Raw genomic sequence first — 23,878 nt, 5'->3', positions numbered from 1 at the left:
AAGGAGAGCCCGCAACGCGGGCGTCAGACTGAATGCTCTATCGTCGCTTTGAACAACTGATCGACATTTTCCGCGACGCTCCCAGCGCCGCCCCTCCTGATAAAGTCCTGCCCTTCTACCTCTACTACCTGCGCCAGGTGTGGCCAAGTTTTGCCGCCTTGCTGGTGGTCGGCCTGATCGGCGCGTTGATCGAAGTGGCATTGTTCAGCTACCTCAGCCGCATTATCGATTTGGCCCAAGGCACGCCGCCCGCCAACTTCTTCCAGATTCACAGCGCCGAGCTGATCTGGATGGCCGTGGTTGCCCTGCTGCTGCGCCCGATCTTCAATGGCCTGCATGACTTACTGGTGCACCAGACCATCAACCCAGGCATGACCAGCCTGATCCGCTGGCAGAACCATAGCTACGTACTCAAGCAGAGCTTGAACTTCTTCCAGAACGATTTCGCCGGGCGCATTGCCCAGCGCATCATGCAAACCGGCAACTCCTTGCGCGATTCGGCAGTGGCGACCGCGGAAGCCATCTGGCACGTGTCGATCTACGCCATCAGCGCCCTGGTGCTGTTTGCCGAGGCGGACTGGCGCCTGATGATCCCGCTGATCACCTGGATCATTCTTTACAGCCTGGCGTTGCGTTACTTCGTGCCTCGCGTGAAAGAACGCTCGGTGATTTCCTCCGAGGCGCGCTCCAAATTGATGGGCCGCATTGTCGACGGCTACACCAACATCACCACCTTGAAGCTGTTCGCCCATACGCAAAATGAGCAGGAATACGCCAAGGAAGCGATCATCGAGCAGACCGAAAAAACCCAGTTGGCCGCGCGCGTGCTCACCAGCATGGACGTGGTGATCTGCACCTTGAACGGCGTGCTGATCGTCACCACCACCGGCCTGGCGTTGTGGCTGTGGACGCAGTCACTGATTTCGGTGGGCGCCATCGCCCTCGCCACAGGCCTGGTGATCCGTATCGTCAACATGTCCGGCTGGATCATGTGGGTGGTCAACGGCATCTTCGAAAACATCGGCATGGTGCAGGACGGCCTGAAAACCATCGCTGCACCACTGGCAGTGACCGACCGCGACAATGCCCCGCGCCTGAACGTGCCGCACGGCGAAGTGCGTTTCGAGCAGGTGGATTTCCACTATGGCAAAAAGAGCGGGATCATTGGCGGCCTGAACCTTCAGATCAAGGCCGGTGAGAAAATCGGCCTGATCGGCCCCTCCGGCGCGGGCAAATCAACCCTGGTCAACTTGTTGCTGCGCCTGTACGACCTGCAAGGCGGGCGCATCCTGATCGACGGCCAGAACATCGCCGAAGTCGCCCAGGAGTCCTTGCGTGCACAGATCGGCATGATCACCCAGGACACCTCGCTGCTGCACCGCTCGATCCGTGACAACTTGCTGTACGGCAAGCCGGATGCCACCGATGAGGAACTCAACGCCGCCATCCACAAAGCCCGCGCCGATGAGTTCATCCCGCTGCTGTCGGATGCCGAAGGGCGCACAGGGCTGGATGCGCACGTGGGCGAGCGCGGGGTGAAACTCTCGGGCGGGCAACGTCAGCGCATTGCCATTGCGCGGGTGCTGCTCAAGGACGCGCCGCTTCTGATCATGGACGAGGCCACCTCGGCACTCGATTCGGAAGTGGAAGCGGCGATTCAGGAAAGCCTGGAGACCTTAATGCAAGGCAAGACGGTGATTGCGATTGCGCACCGGTTGTCGACCATTGCGCGCATGGACCGGCTGGTAGTGCTGGAGAAAGGCCAGATTGCCGAGACCGGCAGCCATGCCGAACTGCTGGCCCATGGCGGCTTGTATGCCAGGTTGTGGCAGCACCAAACGGGTGGGTTCGTCGGCATCGATTAAAAACACACCGCAAAACAGTGTGGGAGCTGGCTTGCCTGCGATAGCGCACTGTCAGTACCGAATTGGTTATCTGGCACACCGCAATCGCAGGCAAGCCAGCTCCCACCTTTAATCAGCGCCAAGCCCCTAATCCACGGGCCCCTGGCGCTTTTTTTATGGCCTGGATTTGTATCAAAAGCGTGCTGTAATCAGTGCAGTGCCTAGAGGGGCGCTGAAGTAAATCTGCAGGGAGCATCACTGATTTGCTGATTCGGTAGAGCTATCTATCAAGGACGTGTCGCATGTCTTTGTTCAAACGTTCAATCACAGAGGGGTTAGGTACGTTTTGGCTGGTGTTGGGCGGTTGCGGGAGTGCGGTGTTGGCCGCAGCGTTTCCCGCCGTCGGGATCGGGTTCCTCGGTGTGGCCCTGGCCTTCGGGCTGACGGTGCTGACCATGGCGTTTGCCATCGGGCATATCAGCGGGTGCCACCTCAACCCGGCAGTGTCAGTGGGGCTGGTTGTGGGCGGGCGGTTTCCGGCCAGGGAGTTACCGGCTTACATCGTCGCGCAGGTAATCGGCGCCACTGTCGCCGCTGCGCTGTTGTACTTCATTGCCAGTGGCAAGCCGGGGTTCGAACTGGCGTCGGGCCTGGCCTCCAACGGCTACGGCGAGCATTCGCCGGGTGGCTACTCGATGGCTGCGGGGTTTGTCTGTGAGCTGGTGATGACGGCGATGTTCGTGCTGATCATCCTCGGCGCCACCGACCGTCGTGCTCCGCCGGGTCTTGCACCCATCGCCATCGGCCTGGCCTTGACCTTGATCCACTTGATCTCCATTCCCGTGACCAACACTTCGGTCAACCCGGCCCGCAGTACCGGCCCGGCACTGATCGTTGGCGGATGGGCGATCCAGCAGTTGTGGATGTTCTGGCTGGCGCCGATCCTCGGTGCTGTAATCGGCGGCGTGACCTATCGATGGCTGGGCAAGGAGCAGCCAGCCTGAGGCAAACGGGTTCAGCCCTGCCGATAAGGCAGGGCTGCCCTTGCCTCTTCGGCATACGCCAGAATCCCAACCCGCTCGCGCTCCAGAAAGTCTTCCACGGCATTCTTCAAACCCGGATGGCGCAGGTAGTGCCATGACCGTGTGATCACCGGTTCAAAGCCGCGAATCAACTTGTGTTCGCCCTGGGCGCCAGCGTCAAAACGTTGCAGGCCGTGGGCGATGGCGTAGTCCATACCTTGGTAGAAGCAGGTTTCGAAGTGCAGGCGGTCGAACTCCGCCAGGCAGCCCCAGTAGCGGCCATAGAAACTGTCGCCACCGATCAGGCTGAAGGCCATGGCCACCGGGCGTGCGCCTTGTTTGGCCAGCACCACGCGGATCGCCTCGGGCATGCGTTCGGCCAGCAGGCTGAAAAAGGCGCGGGTCAGGTAGGGTGACTGGCGACGCACCGCGTAGGTGTTGGCGTAACAGGCGTAGACAAAATCCCACTGCGCCTCGCTTAACTCGTGGCCTTGCAACCATTCAAAATCGATGCCCTGCCCCGCCACTTGCTCGCGCTCTTTGCGCATTTGTTTGCGCTTGCGTGAACTCAACGCATCGAGGAAGTCCTGGAAGTCGCGATAGCCGCGGTTTTGCCAATGGAACTGGCAGCCCAGGCGCTGCAACCAACCCGCCTGCCCAGCCAATGCGGCATCGGCCAACGGGTCGGTGAAGTTGATATGGGCACTGGAGAGCCCTTCGATTTCCAGATACCCGGGCAAGCTACCCAGCAGTTCAACCCCGTCCTCGGCATTCCTGGCCAACAAACGTGGGCCACTCACCGGACTGAACGGCACCGCCGTCAGCAACTTGGGGTAGTACTCGATGCCCGCGCGCGCGCACGCATCCGCCCAGCCGTGATCAAACACGTACTCGCCGTAGGAGTGCCACTTGCGGTAGCTGGGCAAGGCCGCCACCAGCCGCTCGCCTTCCCAATGCAGCAAATGCTCGGGCTGCCAACCGGACTGCGGGCCCAGGCTGGCGCTGTCTTCCAGGGCACTCAGAAAGGCGTGCCGCACAAAGGGTTGGGCCTGCGGCACCAGGGCATCCCAGACTTGCGGGGCGATTGCAGACAGCTTGTCCAGGCGTTGCAGCGGCATCGGCATCCTCACTGTTTCTTGGCGTGAAAGCCTGGCGAGTATCGCCTATCGCGGCGCCAGGCACACCTCGAAACGAGCGCGACAAACCTCGAAACAATTAGTTCCATATTAAATAATTTGTCATCTAGGTGAAATCACTTAGCCACTACCCCGTCATAAACGATCGCGATACTGACGCCTGTTTTTAGAGCGCCTGGTTCTACCAGGCGGCTATTTTCCGTCCGTCATCGGTCGGTTGTGTCCTGGATGGTTTGCCATCCCTCCTCACTTTCGGAGATTGATATGCGTCTTGCTTCCACTAAAACTGCGGCGGCCCTGTGTGGCGGCCTGTTGCTGGCCCTGAGCGTTCCGGCCAGCGCTGCAGTCGACGCTAAATTGCTCGACATGCTCAAGGCCAACGGCCAGATCACCGCTGCGCAGTACACCGAACTGCAAACGGAATTAGCCAAGGACCAGAAAGAAAAGCAGATCGCACAGCAAGCTCAACAAGAGACCAACGAGCAGATCGCGGCCACCGCGAAAAAAACCAACGACCTCAGCGTCTTCGATCAGAAGCTGGCCTGGGCCGCACGCACTCAGCTCAAGGGTGATGTGCGCTTCCGTCAGGAAACCGTGAAGATCCAGGGCGAATCCAACAACGGCGGCCGCGACAAAGACCGTCAGCGCATCCGTGCCCGCCTGGGTGCCTACACCGAAATCAACTCCCAGGTCGACACCGGCATCCGCGTAGCCACCGGCAGCAGCGACGACGCGCGCTCCACCAACCAGGACCAGGACAACTACTTCGACAAGAAGTCGATCTGGCTGGACCTGGGCTACATCGACTACCACCCGGACCAGATCAAGAACCTGCACGTGATCGGCGGCAAGATGCTGCAGCCGTGGGTAAACATGGGCGACGTGATCTGGGATAGCGACATCAACCCTGAAGGCCTGGCCGTCACCTACAAGTACCCATTGGGCGGCAGCGCCGAGCTGTTCGGCAGCCTGGGCAACTACAACCTCAAGGACAACGTAGACGGCGACGGCGTGCAATTTCGCCACGACCTGCGCCTGACCTCCGGCCAGTTGGGCACGCGCTTCTCGCTCACCGACAACCTGAAAATGACCCTGGGCGGCAGCGTCTACGCCTACCAGAACGACAAGGACAGCCGCTGCACTACCACCACCACGCCGTGCGCGCTGGCGGTCAACGGCAACTCGGCCAACAACGAATTCCGTCTGTATGAAGGCTTTGCCCAAGCCGACATCGGCGGCCTTGCCGTGCCTTTGGCGTTCTACGGCCAGTACGTGAAAAACAACGATGCGGTGACCGACCAGGACACCGCCTGGTTGATCGGTGCCAAATCCAAGGTGTTCGGTTTCAACCTGGACTACAACTACCGCGATACGCAACGTGATGCAGTGGTTGGCGCCTTCACCGATTCGGACTTCGCCAACGGCACCACCGGTTCGCGCGGTCATAAGCTCAAAGTCAGCTACGACATCGACAAGAACTTCGCCCTCGGCGCCACGTACTTCCTGACCAAGGCTGACTACGCCAGCCGCACGCAGCGCGATGCCAACACCAATACCTTGCAGTTGGATGCTGAAGCCAAGTTCTAAATATGCATGCAATAACCCTTGGGCCAGGACGGCCCGAGGGGGTTTCAACAGCCTTGCGTGGGTGGGTCGATCCCCATCATCCGTTAGACTCACCCACGCGAGCCTGCCTCTTTCCCACCGTTACTGATCTTTGAGCCTTTCGGCCACCAGCCGATCAGCCAGTGCATCAGCGTCCTTTACCGGCTCCTCCGGCATGATCTTCAAAGTCGCCTGCATCAGGCGCATCTGACGAATAAATCGCCGGCAGTTGGGGCAGAACATCAAGTGATGACGCACCAGCAAACGCTCTCGAAAGGTCAATTGCCCATCGAGGTAGTCACTGGACCGCGCCACTTGTTCCTTACAGGTCAACATTCGCCCGTTTCCTCAAAATGCTCCACCGTGGCGAAGACTTTAAGCCGTGCTCGATGCAACAGCACACGGACATTGGAGAGCGAGAGGGTCAGAAGATTACAAATCTCCTCCAACTCCAGGCCCTGACGTTCACGCAACACCAGTACGCTGCTTTGCAGCTCCGACAAGCTCAGGATTGTATGCTCCAGGCATTTGCGCAGTTCATCCTCGGTCAGCAAGGCTTCCGGGGTGTCCTGGTGCCAGGCGTAAGGCGCAACGGCCCAGTGGCCGTCGTCGGGGACGAAGCGGTCATCGCCAATGGTGCCGTGGGGCGAAGGCAAATCGTCGAGCAATACTTCCCGGCGATTCTGTTTGTAGCGGCCCTTGGCAGAATTGGCGGTGATGGTCAGCAGCCAGGTTTTGAGGCTGGAGCGCCCTTCGAACTTGGCCAGGTTGCGTACCACTGACAACCAGGCGTCTTGCACCACTTCATCGGCGTGGCGCTGGCCGACAATGGCATAGGCAACCGCGCGCATGGCGCTCTGATAGGTAGTGACCAGTTCCTTGTAGGCCCGCTGCTCGCCCTTGAGCAGCCGTTCAAGCAGGTGCGCGTCGTCCGCTGCTGCCATTCAAACCTCGATCTTGCCTTGGAAATAGGATCAATGTGGGAGCTGGCTTGCCTGCGATGCAGGCACCTCGGTGGATCAGTCACACCACAGTGATGCCATCGCAGGCAAGCCAGCTCCCACAAGATTAGCGCTTGCGCAGGATCACGCTGCCGATCGAGTAACCCGCACCGAACGAGCTGAGCACTGCAACCGAGCCCTTGGGCAGATCGTCCTGATAGGTGTGAAACGCGATCACCGAGCCCGCCGAGCTGGTATTGGCGTATGTATCAAGGATCACCGGCGCTTCTTCCACCGAGGCTTCGCGGCCCAGCAGCTTCTTCACAATCAGGTGGTTCATGCTCAGGTTGGCCTGGTGCAGCCAGAAGCGCTTCACGTCGGTCACGCTCAGTTGGTTTTCTTGCAGGTGTACACCGATCAACTCGGCAACCATCGGGCAGACATCACGGAAGACTTTGCGGCCTTCCTGCACGAACAGCTTGTCCGGCGCGCCGATGCCTTCTTCGGCGGTACGGTTGAGGAAACCGAAATTGTTGCGGATGTTATTGGAAAACTTGGTCAGCAGCTTGGTGCTGACCACGTCGAACTGGTGCTCGGAGGTCGCCAGATCAGCACGCTCAAGAATCACCGCCGTGGCCGCATCACCGAAGATGAAATGGCTGTCGCGGTCGCGAAAATTCAAGTGGCCGGTGCAGACTTCCGGGTTGACCATCAGGATCGCCCGGGCCTGGCCCAGTTGGATGCTGTTGGCCGCGTTCTGGATGCCGAAGGTGGCCGAGGAACACGCCACGTTCATGTCGAAGCCGAAACCCTGGATGCCCAGGGCTTCCTGGACTTCAATGGCGATGGCCGGGTAGGCGCGCTGCAGGTTGGAGCAGGCGACAATCACGCCATCGATGTCGGCGGCGGTCTTGCCGGCGCGCTGCAGGGCTTGTTCGGCGGCGCCGACGGCCATCTGGCAGAGTACCGACCACTCGTCGTTGCTGCGCTCGGGCAGGCGCGGGGCCATGCGTTGTGGGTCAAGGATGCCGTCCTTGTCCATCACAAAGCGGCTCTTGATGCCCGACGCTTTCTCGATAAAGGCGGCGCTGGACTCGGTCAATGCCTGCACGTCACCGCGCTCAATGGCGGCAGCGTTGTCTGAATTGAACTGTTGCACGTAAGCATTGAAAGACTGCACCAGCTCTTCGTTGGAGATGCTGTTGGCCGGGGTGTACAGGCCAGTGCCGCTGATGACGACGTTATGCACGGTCGTTCCTCTAAATCTGTCAGGCAGAGAAGATATTGGTACCGTCGTACCAAACTTTAATTCGTTCGATACCCTCCAGCGGGCATCAAACTGGCAACGCTTTATCCCATCGCACCACAGTGTTTCGCGGCGTTACCGGTCTTTATGACTGCGAAGTTTGCCACAACCTCGCGCATTTGGCGCCATCCCCAGGATTAACCCCCACAGGGGTTGGGCGTTGCCTGGAGGATCGAGGAAGAACTCAGGCCTCGACCAGGCTCCACTGTTTGCTCAAACGCTTATCGGAAATCGGCACCTTGGTGCCCAACTGCTGGGCAAACAGCGACACCCTGTATTCCTCCAACCACCAGCGGTAAAGTTCCAACTGCGGGTCGCGCTTGCCTTCCTGGGCGTGTTTGTTCAGGCGGTTCTGGTACTGCGCCCACAAGCCGCCCAATTCCGAGCTCCAGACCCGATCCTTTTGCACCTGGCTTGGCAACTTCTCCAAGCGCAGCTCGATGGCCTTGAGAAAGCGCGGCAATTCCTTGAACCACTGCGCCGGGGTTTCGCGCACAAAACCGGGATACACCAGGTTGCTGAGTTGCTGTTTGATGTCGTTCAACGCCACCGCCTGGGCCAGGTCGATCTTGCCTTTGAAGCGTTTCTGCAAGCCATGCCAGAGTTTCAGCACGTCCAGGGTCAAGCGCGTCAGGCGTTCGGCGTGTTCGGTCCAACTGCCGCGCTTGCGTTCGGCCAACGCAGCCAGACCCGCGCCGTCACGCGGCAGGCTGGCTTCGCCTTCGAGCACGCAGGTGTCGAGGCTGGCCAACAGAATATCTTCCACCAGCGCATCAATGCGCCCCAGCTCGCGGTACATCAGGCCCAGCTCAGTCAACCCAGGCAATTTGCCGCGCAGGAATTTTGCCGGTTCCGCCAGTTGCTGCATGAGCAGGCGCTGCAAGGCGCGGCGGTGCTGAAACTCGGCTTCGGCGGCAGTGGAGAAACGCCCTTCCTTGACCGTGCCGTTTTCTTCGACCAGTGCCGGATACACCGTCATCGACAGGCCAGCAATCTTTTGCTGGGTCTTTTCCGCCACGGCGGCAAACACCTTGGCTTCCACCGGCTGTTGGCTTTTCGCGGTTTGCGGTACAGCCAATGCGGCCTGGCTGGCCTCGGCGAAACGTGCGGTCAGCTCGGCCAGGTCGCGGCCTTCGCCCAGGAACTTGCCCTGGCCGTCAACCACCTCCAGGTTCATCTTCAGGTGGCTTTCCACCTGCTGCGCCGCCTCGGCCCAGGCTTCATCGCTGACCCGCGCGCCGGTCATGCGCAGCAATTCGCGGCCCAGCGCCTGGGGCAACGAGCCCTGGCCAAATTCGATACGTTGCAGGGCGGCCTTGACGAAATCCGGCACCGGCACAAAGTTCTTGCGCAGCGCCTTGGGCAAGTTGCGCACCAGCGCAATGCACTTGGCTTCGATCACACCCGGCACCAACCACTCCAGGCGCTCGGGCGGCAACGCCGGCAGCAATGGCGCCGGTACGCGCAGGGTTACGCCGTCGCGGGGGTGGTTGGGTTCAAAGTGGTAACTCAGGGCCAGTTCCAGGTCGCCCAGGTGCAGGGTGTCGGGGTAATGCGCGGCCGTGACTTCACTGGCCTCGCGGGCCAGCACGTCCTCTTCACGCATGATCAGCAGTTGCGGGTCTTTCTGGCTGTTGACCTTGTACCAACTGTCGAACGTGGCGGTCTGGTGGATCTCTGCCGGCAAGCGCGCGTCATAAAAGGCGTACAGGGTTTCTTCATCCGCCAGAATGTCGCGACGACGGGCCTTGGCCTCCAGTTCATCGAGCTGTTCCAGCAGTTGCTGGTTGGCCGTGAGGCACTTGGCGCGGGATTGAATCTCGCCGCGTACCAACCCTTCACGAATAAACAACTCGCGGGACACCACCGGGTCAATCGGCCCGTAATGTACCGGCCGGCGCCCGACCACAATCAGCCCGAACAGGGTGATCTGCTCAAACGCCACCACTTGGCCGCGCTTCTTTTCCCAGTGCGGTTCGAAGTGGTTTTTCTTGATCAGGTGCCCGGCCAGCGGCTCGATCCAGTCGGCGTCGATCTTGGCGACCATGCGCGCATACAGCTTGGTGGTTTCCACCAGTTCGGCGGTCATCAGCCATTGCGGACGTTTTTTGCCGATGCCCGAGGACGGGTGAATCCAGAAGCGCCGCTGCCGTGCGCCGAGGTAATCGCCGTCTTCGGTTTTCTGGCCGATCTGGCTGAGCAAACCGGACAGCACCGCCTTGTGCAGTTTCGCAAAGTCGGCCGGTTCCTTGTTGAGGGTCAGCTGCATATCGCGGCAGATCAGGCTCAACTGGCGATGGGAGTCACGCCACTCGCGCAGGCGCAGGTAATTCAGGAAGTTCTTGCGGCACCAGTTACGCAACGGGCTGGCGGTCAACGCCTGGCGCTGTTCTTCAAAGCCACGCCACAGATTAACCAGCCCGGCGAAGTCCGAGTCTGCATCTTTCCACTGTGCGTGGGCCTGATCGGCGGCTTGCTGGCGCTCCGGCGGACGCTCGCGAGGGTCCTGAATCGACATGGCACTGGCCACAATCAACACTTCCTGCAAACTGCCGAGCTTGGCCGCTTCGAGCAGCATGCGGCCCATGCGCGGGTCCACCGGCAAGCGCGCCAACTGCCGGCCCAGGGGCGTGAGCTGGCTGTTGCGGTCGACTGCCGAGAGCTCTTGCAGCAGGTTAAAACCGTCGCTGATCGCCTTGCCATCCGGCGGCTCGATAAACGGGAAGTCAGTGATTTCGCCCAGGCGCAGGTGCAGCATCTGCAAGATCACGGCGGCGAGGTTGGTGCGCAGGATCTCCGGGTCGGTAAATTCCGGACGGCCGATAAAATCTTCTTCGCTGTACAAGCGAATGCAAATGCCCGGCTCAACCCGGCCGCAGCGGCCTTTACGCTGGTTGGCACTGGCCTGCGAAATCGCCTCGATCGGCAGGCGCTGCACCTTGGCGCGGTAGCTGTAGCGGCTGATGCGCGCGGTGCCGCTGTCGATCACATAACGGATGCCCGGCACGGTCAGCGAGGTTTCCGCAACGTTGGTCGCCAACACCACGCGGCGGCCTGGGTGGGACTGGAAAATCCGCTGCTGTTCGGCCGGCGACAGGCGCGCGTACAGCGGCAGAATTTCAGTGTGTTTGAGCTGGGCCTTGCGCAGCATGTCGGCGGCGTCGCGAATCTCGCGTTCGCCGGGCAAAAACACCAGCACATCGCCGGGGCTGCGGCGCTCACTGCGCTCATAGGCGGCAATTTCGTCGAGGGTGGCGAGAATCGCCTGGTCGACGGTCAAGTCATCCTCGACACGGTTACCCTCCTCGTCCTGCTCAAGCGTCAGTGGGCGATACCAGGTGTCGACCGGGAAGGTGCGGCCCGAGACCTCGACAATCGGCGCATCGTCGAAGTGCTTGGAAAAGCGTTCCAGGTCGATGGTCGCCGAGGTGATGATGACTTTCAGGTCCGGGCGGCGCGGCAGCAGGGTTTTCAGGTAGCCGAGCAGGAAGTCGATGTTCAGGCTGCGTTCGTGGGCTTCGTCGACGATGATGGTGTCGTAGCGTTCCAGATAACGGTCGTTCTGGGTTTCCGCCAGCAAAATGCCGTCGGTCATCAGCTTGATCAGCGTGTTGGAATCGCTCTGGTCTTCGAAACGCACCTGATAGCCGACCAGCGCGCCCAATGGCGTAGCAAGCTCTTCGGCAACCCGGCTGGCGACGCTGCGCGCAGCAATCCGGCGCGGCTGGGTGTGGCCGATCAGGCCGTACTGGCCGCGCCCAATCTCCAGGCAGATCTTCGGCAACTGGGTGGTTTTACCCGAGCCGGTTTCGCCGGCAATGATCAGCACCTGATGCTTGTTTAGCGCCTCTTTGATCTCGTCACGCTTGGCCGCGATCGGCAGGCTGTCGTCATAGCGAATCACCGGCAGGCTGGCACGCCGCGCGGTGACTTGGGCGCAGGACGCCTGCATACGCGTGACCCACTGCGCCAGCTTCTCCTCGTCGGGCTTCTTGCGCAGCTCAAGCAACTGGCGCCGCAAGCGGTGGCGGTCGGCGAGCATGGCGTGGTCGAGGTTTTTGAGCAGTTGGTCGATAGCGGGCGCTTGGTCAGTCATCAGGTACTTTGCAGGTCGTCTATTTATGCACGGCCGGCAAGTGTGGCAGAAAAGCGGCTGATCTGGCAGACGGCTAAGTAAACCGGATCAAATGTGGGAGCAACTGTCTTAACCCACGCTCCTCTGTGGCGAGCAGGCTTGCCCTGCGTTGGGCTGCGCAGCAGCCCCATTGTAGACACCGAGATACTCCTGAAAGAACTCTGAGTCTGTTTTTGGGGCCGCTGCGCAGCCCAACGCAGGGCAAGCCTGCTCGCCACAACAGCCCACTTCGCACAGACGTTGTTAAATTGGAGCAAGCCTCCTCCCAAACGGTATATGCGTTTACAGCGGGTCTTTGCGCCGATACGGAAACACATCAATCACCTTGCCCGCGCGAATCGCTTCCTGCAGGCCTTTCCAGTAGTCGGCGTTGTACAACTCGCCATGCAACTCGTCGAACAGCTTGCGCTGGCCGGCATCGGCAAACAGGAACGGCGGGAACTCTTCCGGGAATACGTCCAGTGGGCCGATGGAGTACCAAGGCTCCGAGGCCATTTCATCTTCGGGCGTGCGCGGTGCGGGGATGTGGCGGAAGTTGGCTTCGGTGAGAAAGCAGATCTCGTCATAGTCATAGAACACCACACGACCGTGGCGGGTGACGCCGAAGTTCTTCAGCAGCATGTCGCCGGGAAAGATGTTCGCCGCCGCCAGTTGCTTGATCGCCAGGCCGTAGTCTTCCAGGGCTTCACGCACTTGGGCGGGGTTGGCGTTGTCGAGGTAGAGGTTGAGCGGGGTCATGCGCCGCTCGGTCCAGCAGTGGCGAATCAGTACCGTATCGCCCTCCACCTGCACCGTGCCGGCGGCGACTTCCAGTAACTCGGCCAGGCATTCGGGCTCGAATTTGCTCAAGGGAAAACGGAAATCGGCAAACTCCTGGGTGTCGGCCATGCGCCCCACACGGTCAACACTTTTGACCAGCCGGTACTTCTCGATCACCGTGGCGCGGTTGACGTTCTTCGACGGCGAAAAACGGTCCTTGATGATCTTGAACACGGTGTTGAAGCCCGGCAGCGTGAACACACTCATGACCATGCCGCGCACGCCGGGCGCCATGATGAATTGATCATCGGTGGTCGCCAGGTGGTTGATCAACGCGCGGTAGAACTCCGACTTGCCGTGCTTGTAGAAACCGATCGAGGTGTACAGCTCGGCAATATGCTTGCCAGGCAGGATGCGCTTGAGAAAGCCGATAAACTCGGCCGGCACCGGCACATCGACCATGAAGTAGGAGCGCGTGAAGGAGAAGATGATCGACACATCGGCTTCGTCGGTGATCAGCGCATCGATCTGGATGCCGCGCCCTTCGCGGTGCAACAACGGGATCACCAGTGGCCACTGCTCGTCGCGGGTAAAAATGCGCCCAACCAGATAGGCGCCTTTATTCCGGTAAAGCACCGACGAAAACAGCTCGATGCTCAGCTGCGGGTCTTTGCACACCCAATCCGGCAGGTTTTCGCGCAACTGCGCCTGGAGGCGGCGCAGGTCGCCGTCGAGGTCGGCGTAGGCTTCGCTGAAGCGGTAATCGGCGAAGATCTGCGCCAGCGTCGCCGCCAGGTCGCCCGCAGGCTTATAGGTACGCGTTTGCGCCGCACGTGCCCGGCGCAGGCTGGGCCGCGTGGTGTGGATGAACATGCAGCCGTCGCTGATCAGGTCATGGCTGAACAGCCCGCAAAAGATCGAGTTGTACCAGGTCTCGGACAGCTCATCGTCAAAACGCAGGTCGATCAGGCCGATGTACGCGCTTTTGACCAATGGCCACTCGTCCACTGCCAGCAACGCCGCCTCATCGAAGTGGGCACGCAGACGCGCCGTGACTTCAGCGACCTTCTCTTCATACAAATTGATCCGCGCCGCCGATGCCGCCTGCCCTTGCTGCCACTGAGCCTTTTCGAAACGCTCGCGGGCGCCGTCGGTGATCTGGCGAAAATGCTCACGGTAATCGTCGAAGCCATCGAGGATCATGCGGGCAATGGCAGGGGCGGATGGCGACATGCGGGAAACCTCGAACGGGTATCTGGATGCCTGAGCTTAGCCAGTGAATCGAGGCAGGAGAAGGATGATTTGCACGGCCTGACTGTACAACATCATGCAATTTGTACATTTATTTTCAGTTTTCACCAATCGACCGTACGGTCAGCAAAAACACCATAAAGTCGCGCCGCCCACCGCTACAGGCCTGGAGCTGCGGGGCTTGACGCTCATTGCCAGGAAACCGCGCAAACCTGTGAGTTCTCAACGTATGTAACACCCTTGATACCACTTAGGGGAAACCCCGATTACCACCTTGATGGCACTTTGATATATAGCGCGCCCTTCCCAACCTAACAAGGTCTGAAGACCGACCCGGGAACCGGTTCAAATCGCCTAAGGAGCACTAAGATGTCATTGAGGAATATGCCGATCGGTCTGCGCGCCAGCCTGAGTTTTGGGGTGTTGGCCAGCATGCTGGTGATCGTCGGAATGTTTGGCCTGGGGCAGATGGCCAAGCTGCGCGAAAGCGCGTTGGTGATTGAAGAATCGTGGATGCCGAGCATCGAGAATATCCACGACGCTGCCGCCTGCATCGCCAGCATCCGCCTGGAGTCGATGCGCATGGCGACCACCGACGAATCACGGATCCGCGACAACAGCAAAAGCCTGATCGCCAACCAGCGCAGCGAACTCAACACCCTGCTGGAGCACCACGCAGACCTGCTCAGCGGCGACGACGAACGCGCCATGCTCAAGCAGCTCAACATCAATGTGAACACTTACAACAGTATCGTCAGCCAGATGGTGGAGCTGGTCGACAAGGACCAGCAGCAAGACGCCATCGACCTGCTCAGCACGCGCCTCGGCCCGCAGGGCACGCTCCTGAATAAAAGCCTGGAGGACATGATTACCTTCAACCAAAAAGGCGTGGAAACCGCAGCAGACGCGGCGGCGCAGATGTATACCAGCGCGCAGTGGGTGGTCGGCCTGATCATTGTGTGCGCGCTGATCGCGACCTTGTTGCTCGCCTGGCTGCTGACCCGCAGCATCACCGCCCCGCTCGGCCAGGCCCTGGCCGTGGCGCGCACCATTGCCGGTGGTGATTTGAGCCAGCCCGTCGTGGTCAAAGGCAGCGACGAACCGGCGCAACTGTTGACGGCCCTGGCCACCATGCAGGACCAGTTGCGCACCACCCTCCATGGCATCAGCGAGTCGGCGCAGCAACTGGCGTCCGCAGCCGAAGAGATGAGTTCGGTGATGGAGCAGAGCACCCGTGGCTTGCAAGCGCAGAACGATGAGATCGAACAGGCCGCCACCGCCGTCAACGAGATGAGCGCAGCAGTGGACGAAGTCGCGGCCAATGCAGTGTCCAGCGCCGAGGCATCCAAGGCCTCCGACGAAGACAGCAAGCACGGTCATTACCAGATCAGCGAAACCATCAGCTCGATCCAGAACCTGGTGGACGAAGTGCTCGGCGCCTCGAACAAGGCCGAAGGGTTGGCCGTACAAGCCCAGGACATCAGCAAAGTGCTGGAAGTGATCCGCGGCATCGCCGGGCAAACCAACCTGCTGGCGCTGAATGCCGCCATCGAAGCCGCCCGCGCAGGTGAGGCCGGGCGTGGGTTTGCAGTGGTGGCCGACGAGGTGCGCTCGCTGGCGCAACGCACCCAGGACTCCACCGAAGAAATCGAGCAGATGATCAACGGCATCCAGCAAGGTACCCAAGGCACCGTCGAAGCGCTCAACAGCAGCGCCGAGCACGCCGGCCAGACCTTGCAGCGGGCCAACAACGCCGGCAGCGCCCTGGAAAAAATCACCGCCGCCATCTCGCAAATCAGTGAACGCAACCTGGTGATCGCCAGCGCCGCCGAGCAACAGGCCCTGGTGGCCCGCGATGTCGACCGCAGCCTGGTGAACATCCGCGACCTGTCGACCCAGACCGCCGCCGGTGCCACCCAGACCTCGGCGGCCAGCCACGAATTGTCGCGCCTGGCGGTGGACCTCAACGGCATGGTCACGCGGTTTGTCCTGTAATTAGCGATTGTGTCGCGCAGGCCACTGGGCAACACTCGCCGCCTTATTGATGTAGGAGTGTTCCGTGAGACCTGTCGACACCCTGTACCTGTTGGGGCTGGCTGCCATTTGGGGCGCCAGCTTCCTGTTCATGCGCATCATTGCGCCGGAAATCGGCACGGTGCCGACTGCGTTTTTTCGCGTGTCGATTGCGGCAGCCGGCCTGCTGGTAATCCTCACCGTGATGCGCGTGAACTGGGACTTCCAGGGCAAGTTCAAGACCGTGCTGCTGCTCGGCGTGATCAACTCCGGGATTCCCGCGACTATGTATTCCGTGGCCGCCCAGGTGCTGCCAGCGGGATACTCGGCGATCTTCAACGCCACCACGCCGTTGATGGGCGTGTTGATTGGCGGGTTGTTCTTCAGTGAACGCCTGACCCCTTCGAAAATCGCAGGTGTGTGTTTGGGCCTGTTTGGCGTAGGAGTCCTGACCCGTGCCGGGCCGGTAGCCTTTGATCTGGACTTGTTGATGGGCGCACTAGCCTGCCTGCTGGCCACCACGTGCTACGGCTTTGCCGGTTTCCTTGCGCGGCGCTGGCTCGATCAACGTGGCGGCCTGGACAGCCGGCTTGCGGCGTTGGGCAGCATGCTCGGCGCTACCCTGTTCTTACTGCCGTTCTTTGCCTACAGCGCCATCAGCCATCCACCAGCGAACTGGGGTGGTTGGCAGGTATGGTCTTCGTTGCTGGGGTTGGGGCTGGTGTGTACGGCGTTTGCCTACATCCTGTACTTCCGTTTGCTGTCGTCCATTGGGCCGGTGAAGTCGATGACGGTGACGTTTATGATTCCGCCGTTTGGGGTGTTGTGGGGGGCGTTGTTGCTGGGGGAGCCGTTGTCGATGGCGCATTTGTATGGGGGGGTGTTGATTGGGGGGGCGTTGTGGTTGGTGTTGCGACCCGGAAAATTGGCGAAAGCGTTGTAGGAGATCGTGCCCAGCCCAGGACGGGTGTGGGCACGCTCAAGTGCCTGACAGGAAGGCCAACTAGGCGAAGGTTTCAGCCTCAGCAAAACGGGTGGCATTGGTATCTTTGGCCGACAGCGTAGGCGGCTCGGAAATCGGCCAATCGATAGCCACGTCGGCGTCATTCCAGGCAAGACTGCGCTCATGCTCTGGCGCCCAGAAATCGGTGGTTTTGTACAGAAACTCAGCACTTTCAGACAGCACTACGAAGCCGTGAGCGAAACCCTCGGGTATCCAAAGCTGGGCTCGGTTGTTCTCGCTGAGGTAAGTGCCCGCCCACTGGCCGAATGTGGGCGAGCTTTTACGCAGGTCCACTGCCACGTCAAAGACTTCTCCGCGTATCACACGCACCAGCTTTCCTTGGGCCTGCTTGATCTGATAATGCAGGCCGCGCAGCACGCCTTTTGCAGATTTTGAGTGGTTGTCCTGCACGAAGTGGACAGGTTTTCCGACAGCATCCTCGAAAACCTTCTGATTGAAACTTTCGTAGAAAAACCCGCGCTCGTCCCCGAATACTTTCGGTTCAAACAGAATAACGTCCGGAATGGCGAGGGAAGTGGCTCTCATTTTTACGGTATCTCCAACATGTTATCGGGCCAGCTTGGCGGTGCCACGGATCGACCTTAAGGCAGCAACTGGGGATGCCGCGTTCCACTCAGGCCATCAAAAAATCTTGTCACTGAGCAATCGCTTGAGATATTGGCCATAGCCATTCTTGGAAAGCGGCACCGCAAGTTTCTCCAACTGTTCGGCGTCAATCCACTTCTGGCGAAACGCAATTTCTTCAGGGCAGGCAACTTTAAGCCCCTGACGATGCTCAAGCGTTGCAATGAAGTGGCTGGCCTGTAGCAGTGAGTCATGCGTGCCTGTATCCAGCCATGCGTAGCCACGACCCATAATCTCAACCGACAGCTTGCCCTTCTCCATATAGAGACGGTTGAGGTCGGTAATCTCGAGTTCGCCACGCGGCGACGGCTTGATGCTTTTAGCCATTTCAACCACGTCCTGGTCGTAGAAATACAGACCGGTAACCGCGTAGTTTGACTTGGGTTGCAGCGGCTTCTCTTCCAGGCTGATCGCTTTGCCCTCAGTATCGAACTCTACGACGCCATAACGCTCCGGATCGGTCACGTGATACGCGAAGACACTGGCGCCGTCCTGACGCAACATTGCGCTCTTGAGCAGCTCATTAAAATCATGACCGTGATAGATGTTGTCACCCAGCACCAGTGCAGACAGATCATTACCGATGAAGTCCTCACCGATGATGAACGCCTGCGCGAGGCCATCCGGAGACGCCTGTACAGCGTAGGAAATGTTCAAACCCCAGTTGCTGCCATCGCCCAAAAGTTGCTCGAATCGCGGGGTGTCCTGTGGCGTGGAAATGATCAGAATGTCGCGAATACCCGCCAGCATCAACGTGGTCAGCGGGTAGTAGATCATCGGCTTGTCGTAAACCGGTAGCAACTGTTTGGAAATAGCCAAGGTTGCAGGGTGAAGGCGCGTGCCCGAACCGCCGGCCAAAATAATTCCTTTGCGTTTTAGCATAGTCATTTCTCTAGAATTTCTTTAAGCATCCGTGCCACACCGTCCTGCCATTCAGGCAGGCAAAGGGAGAAGGCATTCTGCAGTTTTTGAGTATTGAGTCGAGAGTTGCCAGGACGCTTGGCAGGCGTAGGATAAGCGGCCGTGGTTATCGCGCCGACGGATGCCGAAGCGACTTTGAGCTCCACACCTGCCGCCTGCGCCTGGTCGAGCACGAAACGGGCATACCGGTGCCAAGTGGTCTCACCGGCTGCCGCAAGATGGTAGATGCCTTGCAATTGAGGGTTCAAACGCACCGCACGGATAGCATGGGCGGTGACGTCCGCCAGCAGGTCCGCCCCGGTAGGGGCGCCAAATTGGTCGTTGATCACATTCAGGCTGTCACGTTCTGCTGCCAGGCGCAGCATGGTCTTGGCGAAGTTATTACCGCGCGCCGCATACACCCAACTGGTGCGCAAGATCAGGTACGTGCAGCCGGAGGCCTGGATCGCCTGCTCACCTTGCAGTTTGGTCGTGCCATAGACGCTCAGCGGGCCCGCTGGGTCGCTTTCCTGCCAAGGCGTATCACCCTGGCCGTCAAACACATAGTCCGTGGAGTAATGTACCAGCAAGGCATTCAGCTTTCGGGCTTCTGTTGCCAGCACCGCGGGGGCTTCAACATTCACGCGCAGCGCTTGGCCCGGCTCACTCTCGGCCTTGTCGACGGCGGTGTAAGCCGCTGCGTTGACGATTACGTCAGGCGCAAACCGCTGCACGGTAGCCGCCAGCCCTTGCAGATCGTTCAAGTCACCGCAGTAGTCCGGGCTTTTGGAGTGCAACGCCAGGACTTGCCCCAAAGGCGCCAAGCTACGTTGGAGTTCCCAGCCTACCTGGCCATTTTTGCCAAGCAGTAAGATTCTCATACAGAACGCTCGGAGTAGCGCTTCACTACCCGGCCCAATGCCACGTTTGCACCGATAAAGCCTGCACCGCCGGTTACTAAGATAGTCATTGAGTTAAATCTTTTCAGTAATGTCGCAAGGATGGGCCCGAAGTTTCCCATCAACGTCTGCCGATTCACACCCGCCAACCGAAACCCTAGCACTCGTCTGATAAAACCGCCTCGACGATTAACAGGCAAGCAACACGCTGAGTGAGCGCTTGAAACACGAAGAGGTCGGCGAAACGGGGAAAATTAGGCGTTGCACCAGCGAAACCGCCACTTTCAATACGACGAGAGTATAGAGAGCGATTTTAAACAAATACGGCCTGCAACCACGACTTTGTCACTAGAGAGAAACCCTCGACCGAAGCCGGCAGCGTTGCTCAGCCAGCCGCCACCTGCAGACGCACCGATTACCCCATATAAAAATAACTTACATTCTAAAGGGCGGAATTATTACAGCATCGCCCTACAGGTACAACATGACCCTCTGATGCCCAAGGGGGCGTTTCGGCGTGCGATCTACCGCCCCCTTGGTGCTCACCTTCTAGTGTTTACGGAAGACAAACGCCAAGCCGATGATGATCAAAACCATCCCTAGCACACTCAATACCGCGAGCCGATTGCCAAAGATCAGATAGTCCATCACGGCCGTTACCGCCGGCACCAGGTAAAACAGGCTGGTGACATTTACCAGATTGCCTCGCGCAATCAGGCGGTACAGCAACAGCGTCGCCAGCAATGACACCACCAACCCCATCCACAACACTGGCAGGTAAAAGCCGGCGTTGTGCTCAAAGTGGAAGGGCTGGAATGGCACAAATACCGAGCACAGCAACAGCCCGGCCAGGTACTGCACCGGCAGCGTGCCCAAGGGGTTGTCAGTAATGCGCTTCTGCATGATGGAACCAAAGGTCATGCTCGCCAGCGCCAGCAGCCCGAACAGCATCCCTGCCAGAGACATGCCCGACAGCCCAATGCCCTGGTAGACCACCATGATCAACCCCGCCAACCCCAGCGTCAGGCCGAACATGCGGCTTAACGAACGCTGACGTTCCATCAGCACCACCGTCAGGATCGGCTGCACGCCCATGACGGTTGCCATCACGCCGGGCGTCACTTTGAGGTCTAGGGCCAGCAGATAGAAAATCTGATACGCCCCCAACAGCACCAGCCCGGTTGCCGCCGCATACAACATCGACTTGCGGGTGCGGGGTAGCTTCAGCTTGAGGATCGGCACCAAGATCACCAACCCTGCCAGGGCGATGGCAAAACGGATCAACAGAAAGGCAAAGGGCGAAGCATGGGCCAGGCCCAACTTGGAGAAAATCGCCCCGCTGCTCCACAGCAGGACAAACAGGCTCGTCGTGGCCGCCGCGGCCACGGATTGTTTCGAAAGGACGGACATGGTTACCACCTGTAATCAGGCAAAAAAAGCCGATTCAGCAAACGCTGAAATTCAGTTGATTTTTTTCAGGCAGGCAGACGGGAACAGCGATTCGCTGATCAGCCCGAAATGCCAACACCCGGCGGTGATACGACTGCGTACACCGGCGTGCTACTGACAGGTGGGGGGTAGTGACTGATCTGCGCAGGCTGCTTGTTCCCGCACGGCACGACCACAGCGTTGAGCGCTGAATCGATTACCGCTATGCAAGGGAAAGCTGGCATGGGCTGATCTTGTATGAAGGAATGAACAAGCCGCGACTATAACCAGCCGCCTGCATGTTTTGCAATCATCATGACCTGAGCCGGGCGCGTGGATGACTTTTCATTTTAAGGCGAAGGTAGGATCGCTATAATGCCGACCAGTTTTTTCCAAGGATTACACATGCTCGCTCTGCCCTGGCTGTACCTGGCGCTTCTTTCCATTGGCTATGTAATCGCCTTGAGCTATGGACAACTGGGCGTACTGGCAGCGATCTCGGTCGCCCTGCTGCTGATCGCCGGTTATGCCGTCTGTCAGCAACGCACACCTTGGGCGCGCTACCTCGGCCACGGCTTGTTCATCGTGATGGCGCTAGGCCTGGCGATGCATTGGTTGCCGGGCTTCTACAACGGACGCGGGATTGATCCTCAGCGTTTTACACCTGACGCCGTACCCTTCTCGCTGTACTTGAACCAGGACAAACCGCTGATTGGTTTCTGGTTACTGCTGGCCTGCCCATGGATCGTGGCGCGGCGTTCGTTGCGTCTGACGCTGTGCGTCACCGCACTGGCGTTGACTCTCACAGCCGTGGCGGCATTGGGTGGCGCAGTGTTGTTGGGGATGACTCAATGGGCACCGAAATGGCCGGAACAGGCGTGGTTATGGGTATTGAATAACCTGTTATTGGTAACACTGGTAGAGGAAGCACTGTTTCGAGGCTATATCCAAGGCGGGTTGAGTCGACGCTTTAAACAGCTGCCTTACGGTGAAAACCTCGCGCTGTTACTCGCATCCTTACTGTTCGGACTGGTTCATGTCGGTGCAGGCTGGCAGTGGACATTGTTGGCAGCCATTGCGGGAGTGGGCTATGGGTTGGCCTATCGTTTGGGAGGGCTGGGGGCTGCGATCGCTACGCATTTTGGTTTGAATTTGCTTCATTTTGCGTTGTTTACTTACCCGATGCTGGGATGAGATCAAGGCTCATGATTGACGGTTCTTGTAAACAAGCACGGCGCGCAAGAAACATTCCAAATCACACCACAAGCTGCGATGATTGCGCCTTGACTCGAACACTGCTGTACAAATGAGTGGCCTGGGGCAGCACGACGTGATCGAGAAAGCGTATCTCGCTCCGCGGCCTTCGTACTAGGTAAAGTATCAGGGCCTCCAAAACCTGTTGCTGGATAGATACATTCGAGTGCGAGTGACAGTTCCACACTAGATCCTACGCGCTACCGCCAGTAGCCTTTTTATGATTCACCACTAAAAGACTTATGCATGACAACAATCAAATCTTGTTACGCTAGTAGCTTAACGACAGCCCCTTCCTCAGACAAACTTGAATTCATCCAAGCCCTTAGAGGTTTTGCTGCCTTGATCGTGGTTATATTCCACGGGAGCCGGTTTATCAGCCCCTATGGAACAGGCCTGGGCGACCAACTTTTTGGTGAAATGGGTTCGCTGGGCGTATCGGTATTTTTTATTATCAGCGGCATCATCATGACCATCACGACCACAAAATCTGACGGCTCCGTCAGCTACGTGAAGGAGTTTTTAATAAAACGTTTTTCTCGGGTATGGCCGGCCTATATCATTGCGTCATTAGCCTTTGTATTCATCGTTCGATATGGCTTTGACTTCTTTAGCGACCCGACCCATCTTAGAAGTCTTTTCTATAGTCTTGTCTTCCTACCACCGAGCGGTAGTGATGGAGCCCCCGTGTTTGGCTTCCCCGTGCTGTCCGTCGGCTGGTCGCTGAGTTATGAAATGTACTTCTATATCGTGTTTGGCTTATCCATGCTCTTTGGACGCGCACGATGGATCGCATTTTTTTCCTGGATTGGTTTAACCCTGCTGCTGATACCCTACTTACACGGTGCGGTGACCCTCAGCACAACAACCAACTATGGCTTCAGCCATGTGTACCTAAACCTGATCACATCCCCCATTATCTGGCTGTTCGCTGTCGGCGTAATGATAGGGCTTGTTTACAAGTCTCGAATAGAAATAAAAAGCGTTAACACCCTTCAGCTTTTGATTTTTACAGCGTTTTCGCTGGTCATATGGCAATACCTGGCGCGTTTCAAAATGGGTCACGGTATATCAGAATGGGGCCTCAGCTTGATTCCGATGATGCTAATCCTAATGATCGCCAGCAAAAGAATTAATCTTTCGGTACCGGGCTGGACTATTTTCCTGGGTGACATTTCGTTTTCCTTGTACTTATGGCACCCCTTTGTTCAAGAATACCTTCCAAACCTGATGACAAAAATGGGTTATGGAAACTTCACCAACGGCTTTTCTTTTCTATTTTTGACGACGCTCGCTTCGATACTCTTAGCAACGGCTTCCTACAAACTGCTGGAGCGTGGACTGTCCGAATATATCAAACACTCATTGCTGAAGAAAAAACTATCCCGTGAGGGTTCAGTCCCTGGGAACGTTCCCTTGAAGCCCTACTCTTTATGACGTGCTCTGATACCGACGACCTAAAGAAGGTCGATGTTCACCCCAACATCCGCCGGCTCCCCTCGTATTTTGACGAAGTTTTACCTACAGTTTCAGCATTATCTGAATATCGTAATCAGTCATGAAGGGGACAACGTTGAACCGGCTAATAGTGCCACGCTATCGGCTCGGGTCCTCACGGCTTTAGAATCATATCGAGACAGGAGCTTTTCACAAAAGCTCCTTGGTGGATGCCTTTCCCATGTCATAACATCGAGAAGCAGGCGGGTGAAAGATGCCAGGTACGTTGTCGCTTAACAG

General features: G+C 58.6%; 17 protein-coding genes. 7 read left to right on the top strand and 10 right to left on the bottom strand.

Annotated elements, in window-relative coordinates:
* Positions 1-32 precede the first annotated feature (32 nt).
* The gene (locus AOA62_RS12920; protein ID WP_017134845.1) at positions 33-1,865 is read left to right on the top strand and encodes an ABC transporter ATP-binding protein; all 1,833 of its coding nucleotides are present in this window, start codon (positions 33-35) and stop codon (positions 1,863-1,865) included.
* 281 nt (positions 1,866-2,146) lie between these two features.
* Positions 2,147-2,848 (top strand): aquaporin Z, encoded by a 702-nt coding sequence (gene aqpZ / locus AOA62_RS12915; protein ID WP_017134844.1) that lies wholly within the window; start codon positions 2,147-2,149, stop codon positions 2,846-2,848.
* Between the two features lie 11 nt (positions 2,849-2,859).
* Here the strand turns inward: aqpZ and AOA62_RS12910 are convergent, their stop codons facing one another.
* Positions 2,860-3,984, bottom strand: coding sequence for a GNAT family N-acetyltransferase (locus AOA62_RS12910; protein WP_026013510.1), 1,125 nt, complete (start codon positions 3,982-3,984; stop codon positions 2,860-2,862).
* A gap of 282 nt (positions 3,985-4,266) precedes the next feature.
* Between AOA62_RS12910 and AOA62_RS12905 the strand changes: the two genes are divergently transcribed.
* Positions 4,267-5,589 (top strand): putative porin, encoded by a 1,323-nt coding sequence (locus AOA62_RS12905; RefSeq protein WP_017134842.1) that lies wholly within the window; start codon positions 4,267-4,269, stop codon positions 5,587-5,589.
* 120 nt (positions 5,590-5,709) lie between these two features.
* Here the strand turns inward: AOA62_RS12905 and AOA62_RS12900 are convergent, their stop codons facing one another.
* From AOA62_RS12900 to aceK, 5 genes are all read right to left on the bottom strand, one after another.
* A complete protein-coding gene (locus tag AOA62_RS12900; RefSeq protein WP_017134841.1) occupies positions 5,710-5,943 on the bottom strand; it encodes an anti-sigma factor in 234 nt (77 codons plus the stop codon).
* Positions 5,937-6,551, bottom strand: coding sequence for an RNA polymerase sigma factor (locus tag AOA62_RS12895; RefSeq protein WP_016973332.1), 615 nt, complete (start codon positions 6,549-6,551; stop codon positions 5,937-5,939). Before AOA62_RS12895 ends, AOA62_RS12900 begins: the two co-directional genes overlap by 7 nt.
* Positions 6,552-6,675: 124 nt before the next feature.
* Positions 6,676-7,797: a beta-ketoacyl-ACP synthase III gene (locus tag AOA62_RS12890; protein WP_099548843.1), complete on the bottom strand. Its 1,122-nt coding sequence runs from the start codon at positions 7,795-7,797 to the stop codon at positions 6,676-6,678.
* A 241-nt stretch (positions 7,798-8,038) separates the two neighbouring features.
* Positions 8,039-11,950: an ATP-dependent RNA helicase HrpA gene (hrpA, locus tag AOA62_RS12885; RefSeq protein WP_099548842.1), complete on the bottom strand. Its 3,912-nt coding sequence runs from the start codon at positions 11,948-11,950 to the stop codon at positions 8,039-8,041.
* A gap of 321 nt (positions 11,951-12,271) precedes the next feature.
* Positions 12,272-13,981 carry a bifunctional isocitrate dehydrogenase kinase/phosphatase gene (gene aceK / locus AOA62_RS12880; RefSeq protein WP_099548841.1) on the bottom strand — a complete coding sequence of 570 codons (1,710 nt, stop codon included), beginning with the start codon at positions 13,979-13,981 and terminating at the stop codon, positions 12,272-12,274.
* A gap of 387 nt (positions 13,982-14,368) precedes the next feature.
* On the opposite strand from aceK, the gene AOA62_RS12875 reads away from it, so the two are divergent.
* Positions 14,369-15,994, top strand: coding sequence for a methyl-accepting chemotaxis protein (locus AOA62_RS12875; protein WP_099548840.1), 1,626 nt, complete (start codon positions 14,369-14,371; stop codon positions 15,992-15,994).
* Between the two features lie 64 nt (positions 15,995-16,058).
* A complete protein-coding gene (locus AOA62_RS12870; protein ID WP_099548839.1) occupies positions 16,059-16,955 on the top strand; it encodes a DMT family transporter in 897 nt (298 codons plus the stop codon).
* Between the two features lie 60 nt (positions 16,956-17,015).
* On the opposite strand, the gene rfbC is transcribed toward AOA62_RS12870, so the two are convergent.
* The 4 genes from rfbC to AOA62_RS12845 form a co-directional block, all read right to left on the bottom strand.
* A complete protein-coding gene (rfbC, locus tag AOA62_RS12865) occupies positions 17,016-17,561 on the bottom strand; it encodes a dTDP-4-dehydrorhamnose 3,5-epimerase (RefSeq protein ID WP_099548838.1) in 546 nt (181 codons plus the stop codon).
* 96 nt (positions 17,562-17,657) lie between these two features.
* Positions 17,658-18,542 (bottom strand): glucose-1-phosphate thymidylyltransferase RfbA, encoded by an 885-nt coding sequence (gene rfbA, locus AOA62_RS12860; protein ID WP_099548837.1) that lies wholly within the window; start codon positions 18,540-18,542, stop codon positions 17,658-17,660.
* 2 nt (positions 18,543-18,544) lie between these two features.
* The gene (rfbD, locus tag AOA62_RS12855) at positions 18,545-19,441 is read right to left on the bottom strand and encodes a dTDP-4-dehydrorhamnose reductase (RefSeq protein ID WP_099548836.1); all 897 of its coding nucleotides are present in this window, start codon (positions 19,439-19,441) and stop codon (positions 18,545-18,547) included.
* Between the two features lie 567 nt (positions 19,442-20,008).
* Positions 20,009-20,869 (bottom strand): DMT family transporter, encoded by an 861-nt coding sequence (locus AOA62_RS12845; protein ID WP_099548835.1) that lies wholly within the window; start codon positions 20,867-20,869, stop codon positions 20,009-20,011.
* A 423-nt stretch (positions 20,870-21,292) separates the two neighbouring features.
* Here AOA62_RS12845 and AOA62_RS12840 point away from each other — a divergent pair, with 423 nt between their 5' ends.
* Together AOA62_RS12840 and AOA62_RS12835 are read left to right on the top strand one after the other, a co-directional pair.
* Entirely contained in the window at positions 21,293-22,081 is a 789-nt protein-coding gene (locus tag AOA62_RS12840) for a CPBP family intramembrane glutamic endopeptidase (RefSeq protein WP_099548834.1), read from the top strand.
* 306 nt (positions 22,082-22,387) lie between these two features.
* Positions 22,388-23,578, top strand: a complete 1,191-nt coding sequence (locus AOA62_RS12835; RefSeq protein ID WP_099548833.1) for an acyltransferase — start codon at positions 22,388-22,390, stop codon at positions 23,576-23,578.
* The last annotated feature ends 300 nt before the right edge of the window (positions 23,579-23,878 follow it).

Source organism: Pseudomonas sp. 2995-3, from assembly GCF_002742565.1.
GTDB classification, from domain to species: Bacteria; Pseudomonadota; Gammaproteobacteria; order Pseudomonadales; family Pseudomonadaceae; genus Aquipseudomonas; species Aquipseudomonas edaphica.
Note: the sequence above shows the minus strand (reverse complement) of the source record. Positions and strands in the feature narration are given on the sequence as shown.

Bases quoted from the DNA above. Each gene is read 5' to 3' on its own strand.
- AOA62_RS12920 (WP_017134845.1), top strand. From the start codon at position 33: ATGCTCTATCGTCGCTTTGAACAACTGATCGACATTTTCCGCGACGCT.
- aqpZ (WP_017134844.1), top strand. From the start codon at position 2,147: ATGTCTTTGTTCAAACGTTCAATCACAGAGGGGTTAGGTACGTTTTGG.
- AOA62_RS12910 (WP_026013510.1), bottom strand. From the start codon at position 3,984: ATGCCGCTGCAACGCCTGGACAAGCTGTCTGCAATCGCCCCGCAAGTC.
- AOA62_RS12905 (WP_017134842.1), top strand. From the start codon at position 4,267: ATGCGTCTTGCTTCCACTAAAACTGCGGCGGCCCTGTGTGGCGGCCTG.
- AOA62_RS12900 (WP_017134841.1), bottom strand. From the start codon at position 5,943: ATGTTGACCTGTAAGGAACAAGTGGCGCGGTCCAGTGACTACCTCGAT.
- AOA62_RS12895 (WP_016973332.1), bottom strand. From the start codon at position 6,551: ATGGCAGCAGCGGACGACGCGCACCTGCTTGAACGGCTGCTCAAGGGC.
- hrpA (WP_099548842.1), bottom strand. From the start codon at position 11,950: ATGACTGACCAAGCGCCCGCTATCGACCAACTGCTCAAAAACCTCGAC.
- aceK (WP_099548841.1), bottom strand. From the start codon at position 13,981: ATGTCGCCATCCGCCCCTGCCATTGCCCGCATGATCCTCGATGGCTTC.
- AOA62_RS12875 (WP_099548840.1), top strand. From the start codon at position 14,369: ATGTCATTGAGGAATATGCCGATCGGTCTGCGCGCCAGCCTGAGTTTT.
- rfbC (WP_099548838.1), bottom strand. From the start codon at position 17,561: ATGAGAGCCACTTCCCTCGCCATTCCGGACGTTATTCTGTTTGAACCG.
- rfbA (WP_099548837.1), bottom strand. From the start codon at position 18,542: ATGCTAAAACGCAAAGGAATTATTTTGGCCGGCGGTTCGGGCACGCGC.
- rfbD (WP_099548836.1), bottom strand. From the start codon at position 19,441: ATGAGAATCTTACTGCTTGGCAAAAATGGCCAGGTAGGCTGGGAACTC.
- AOA62_RS12845 (WP_099548835.1), bottom strand. From the start codon at position 20,869: ATGTCCGTCCTTTCGAAACAATCCGTGGCCGCGGCGGCCACGACGAGC.
- AOA62_RS12840 (WP_099548834.1), top strand. From the start codon at position 21,293: ATGCTCGCTCTGCCCTGGCTGTACCTGGCGCTTCTTTCCATTGGCTAT.
- AOA62_RS12835 (WP_099548833.1), top strand. From the start codon at position 22,388: ATGACAACAATCAAATCTTGTTACGCTAGTAGCTTAACGACAGCCCCT.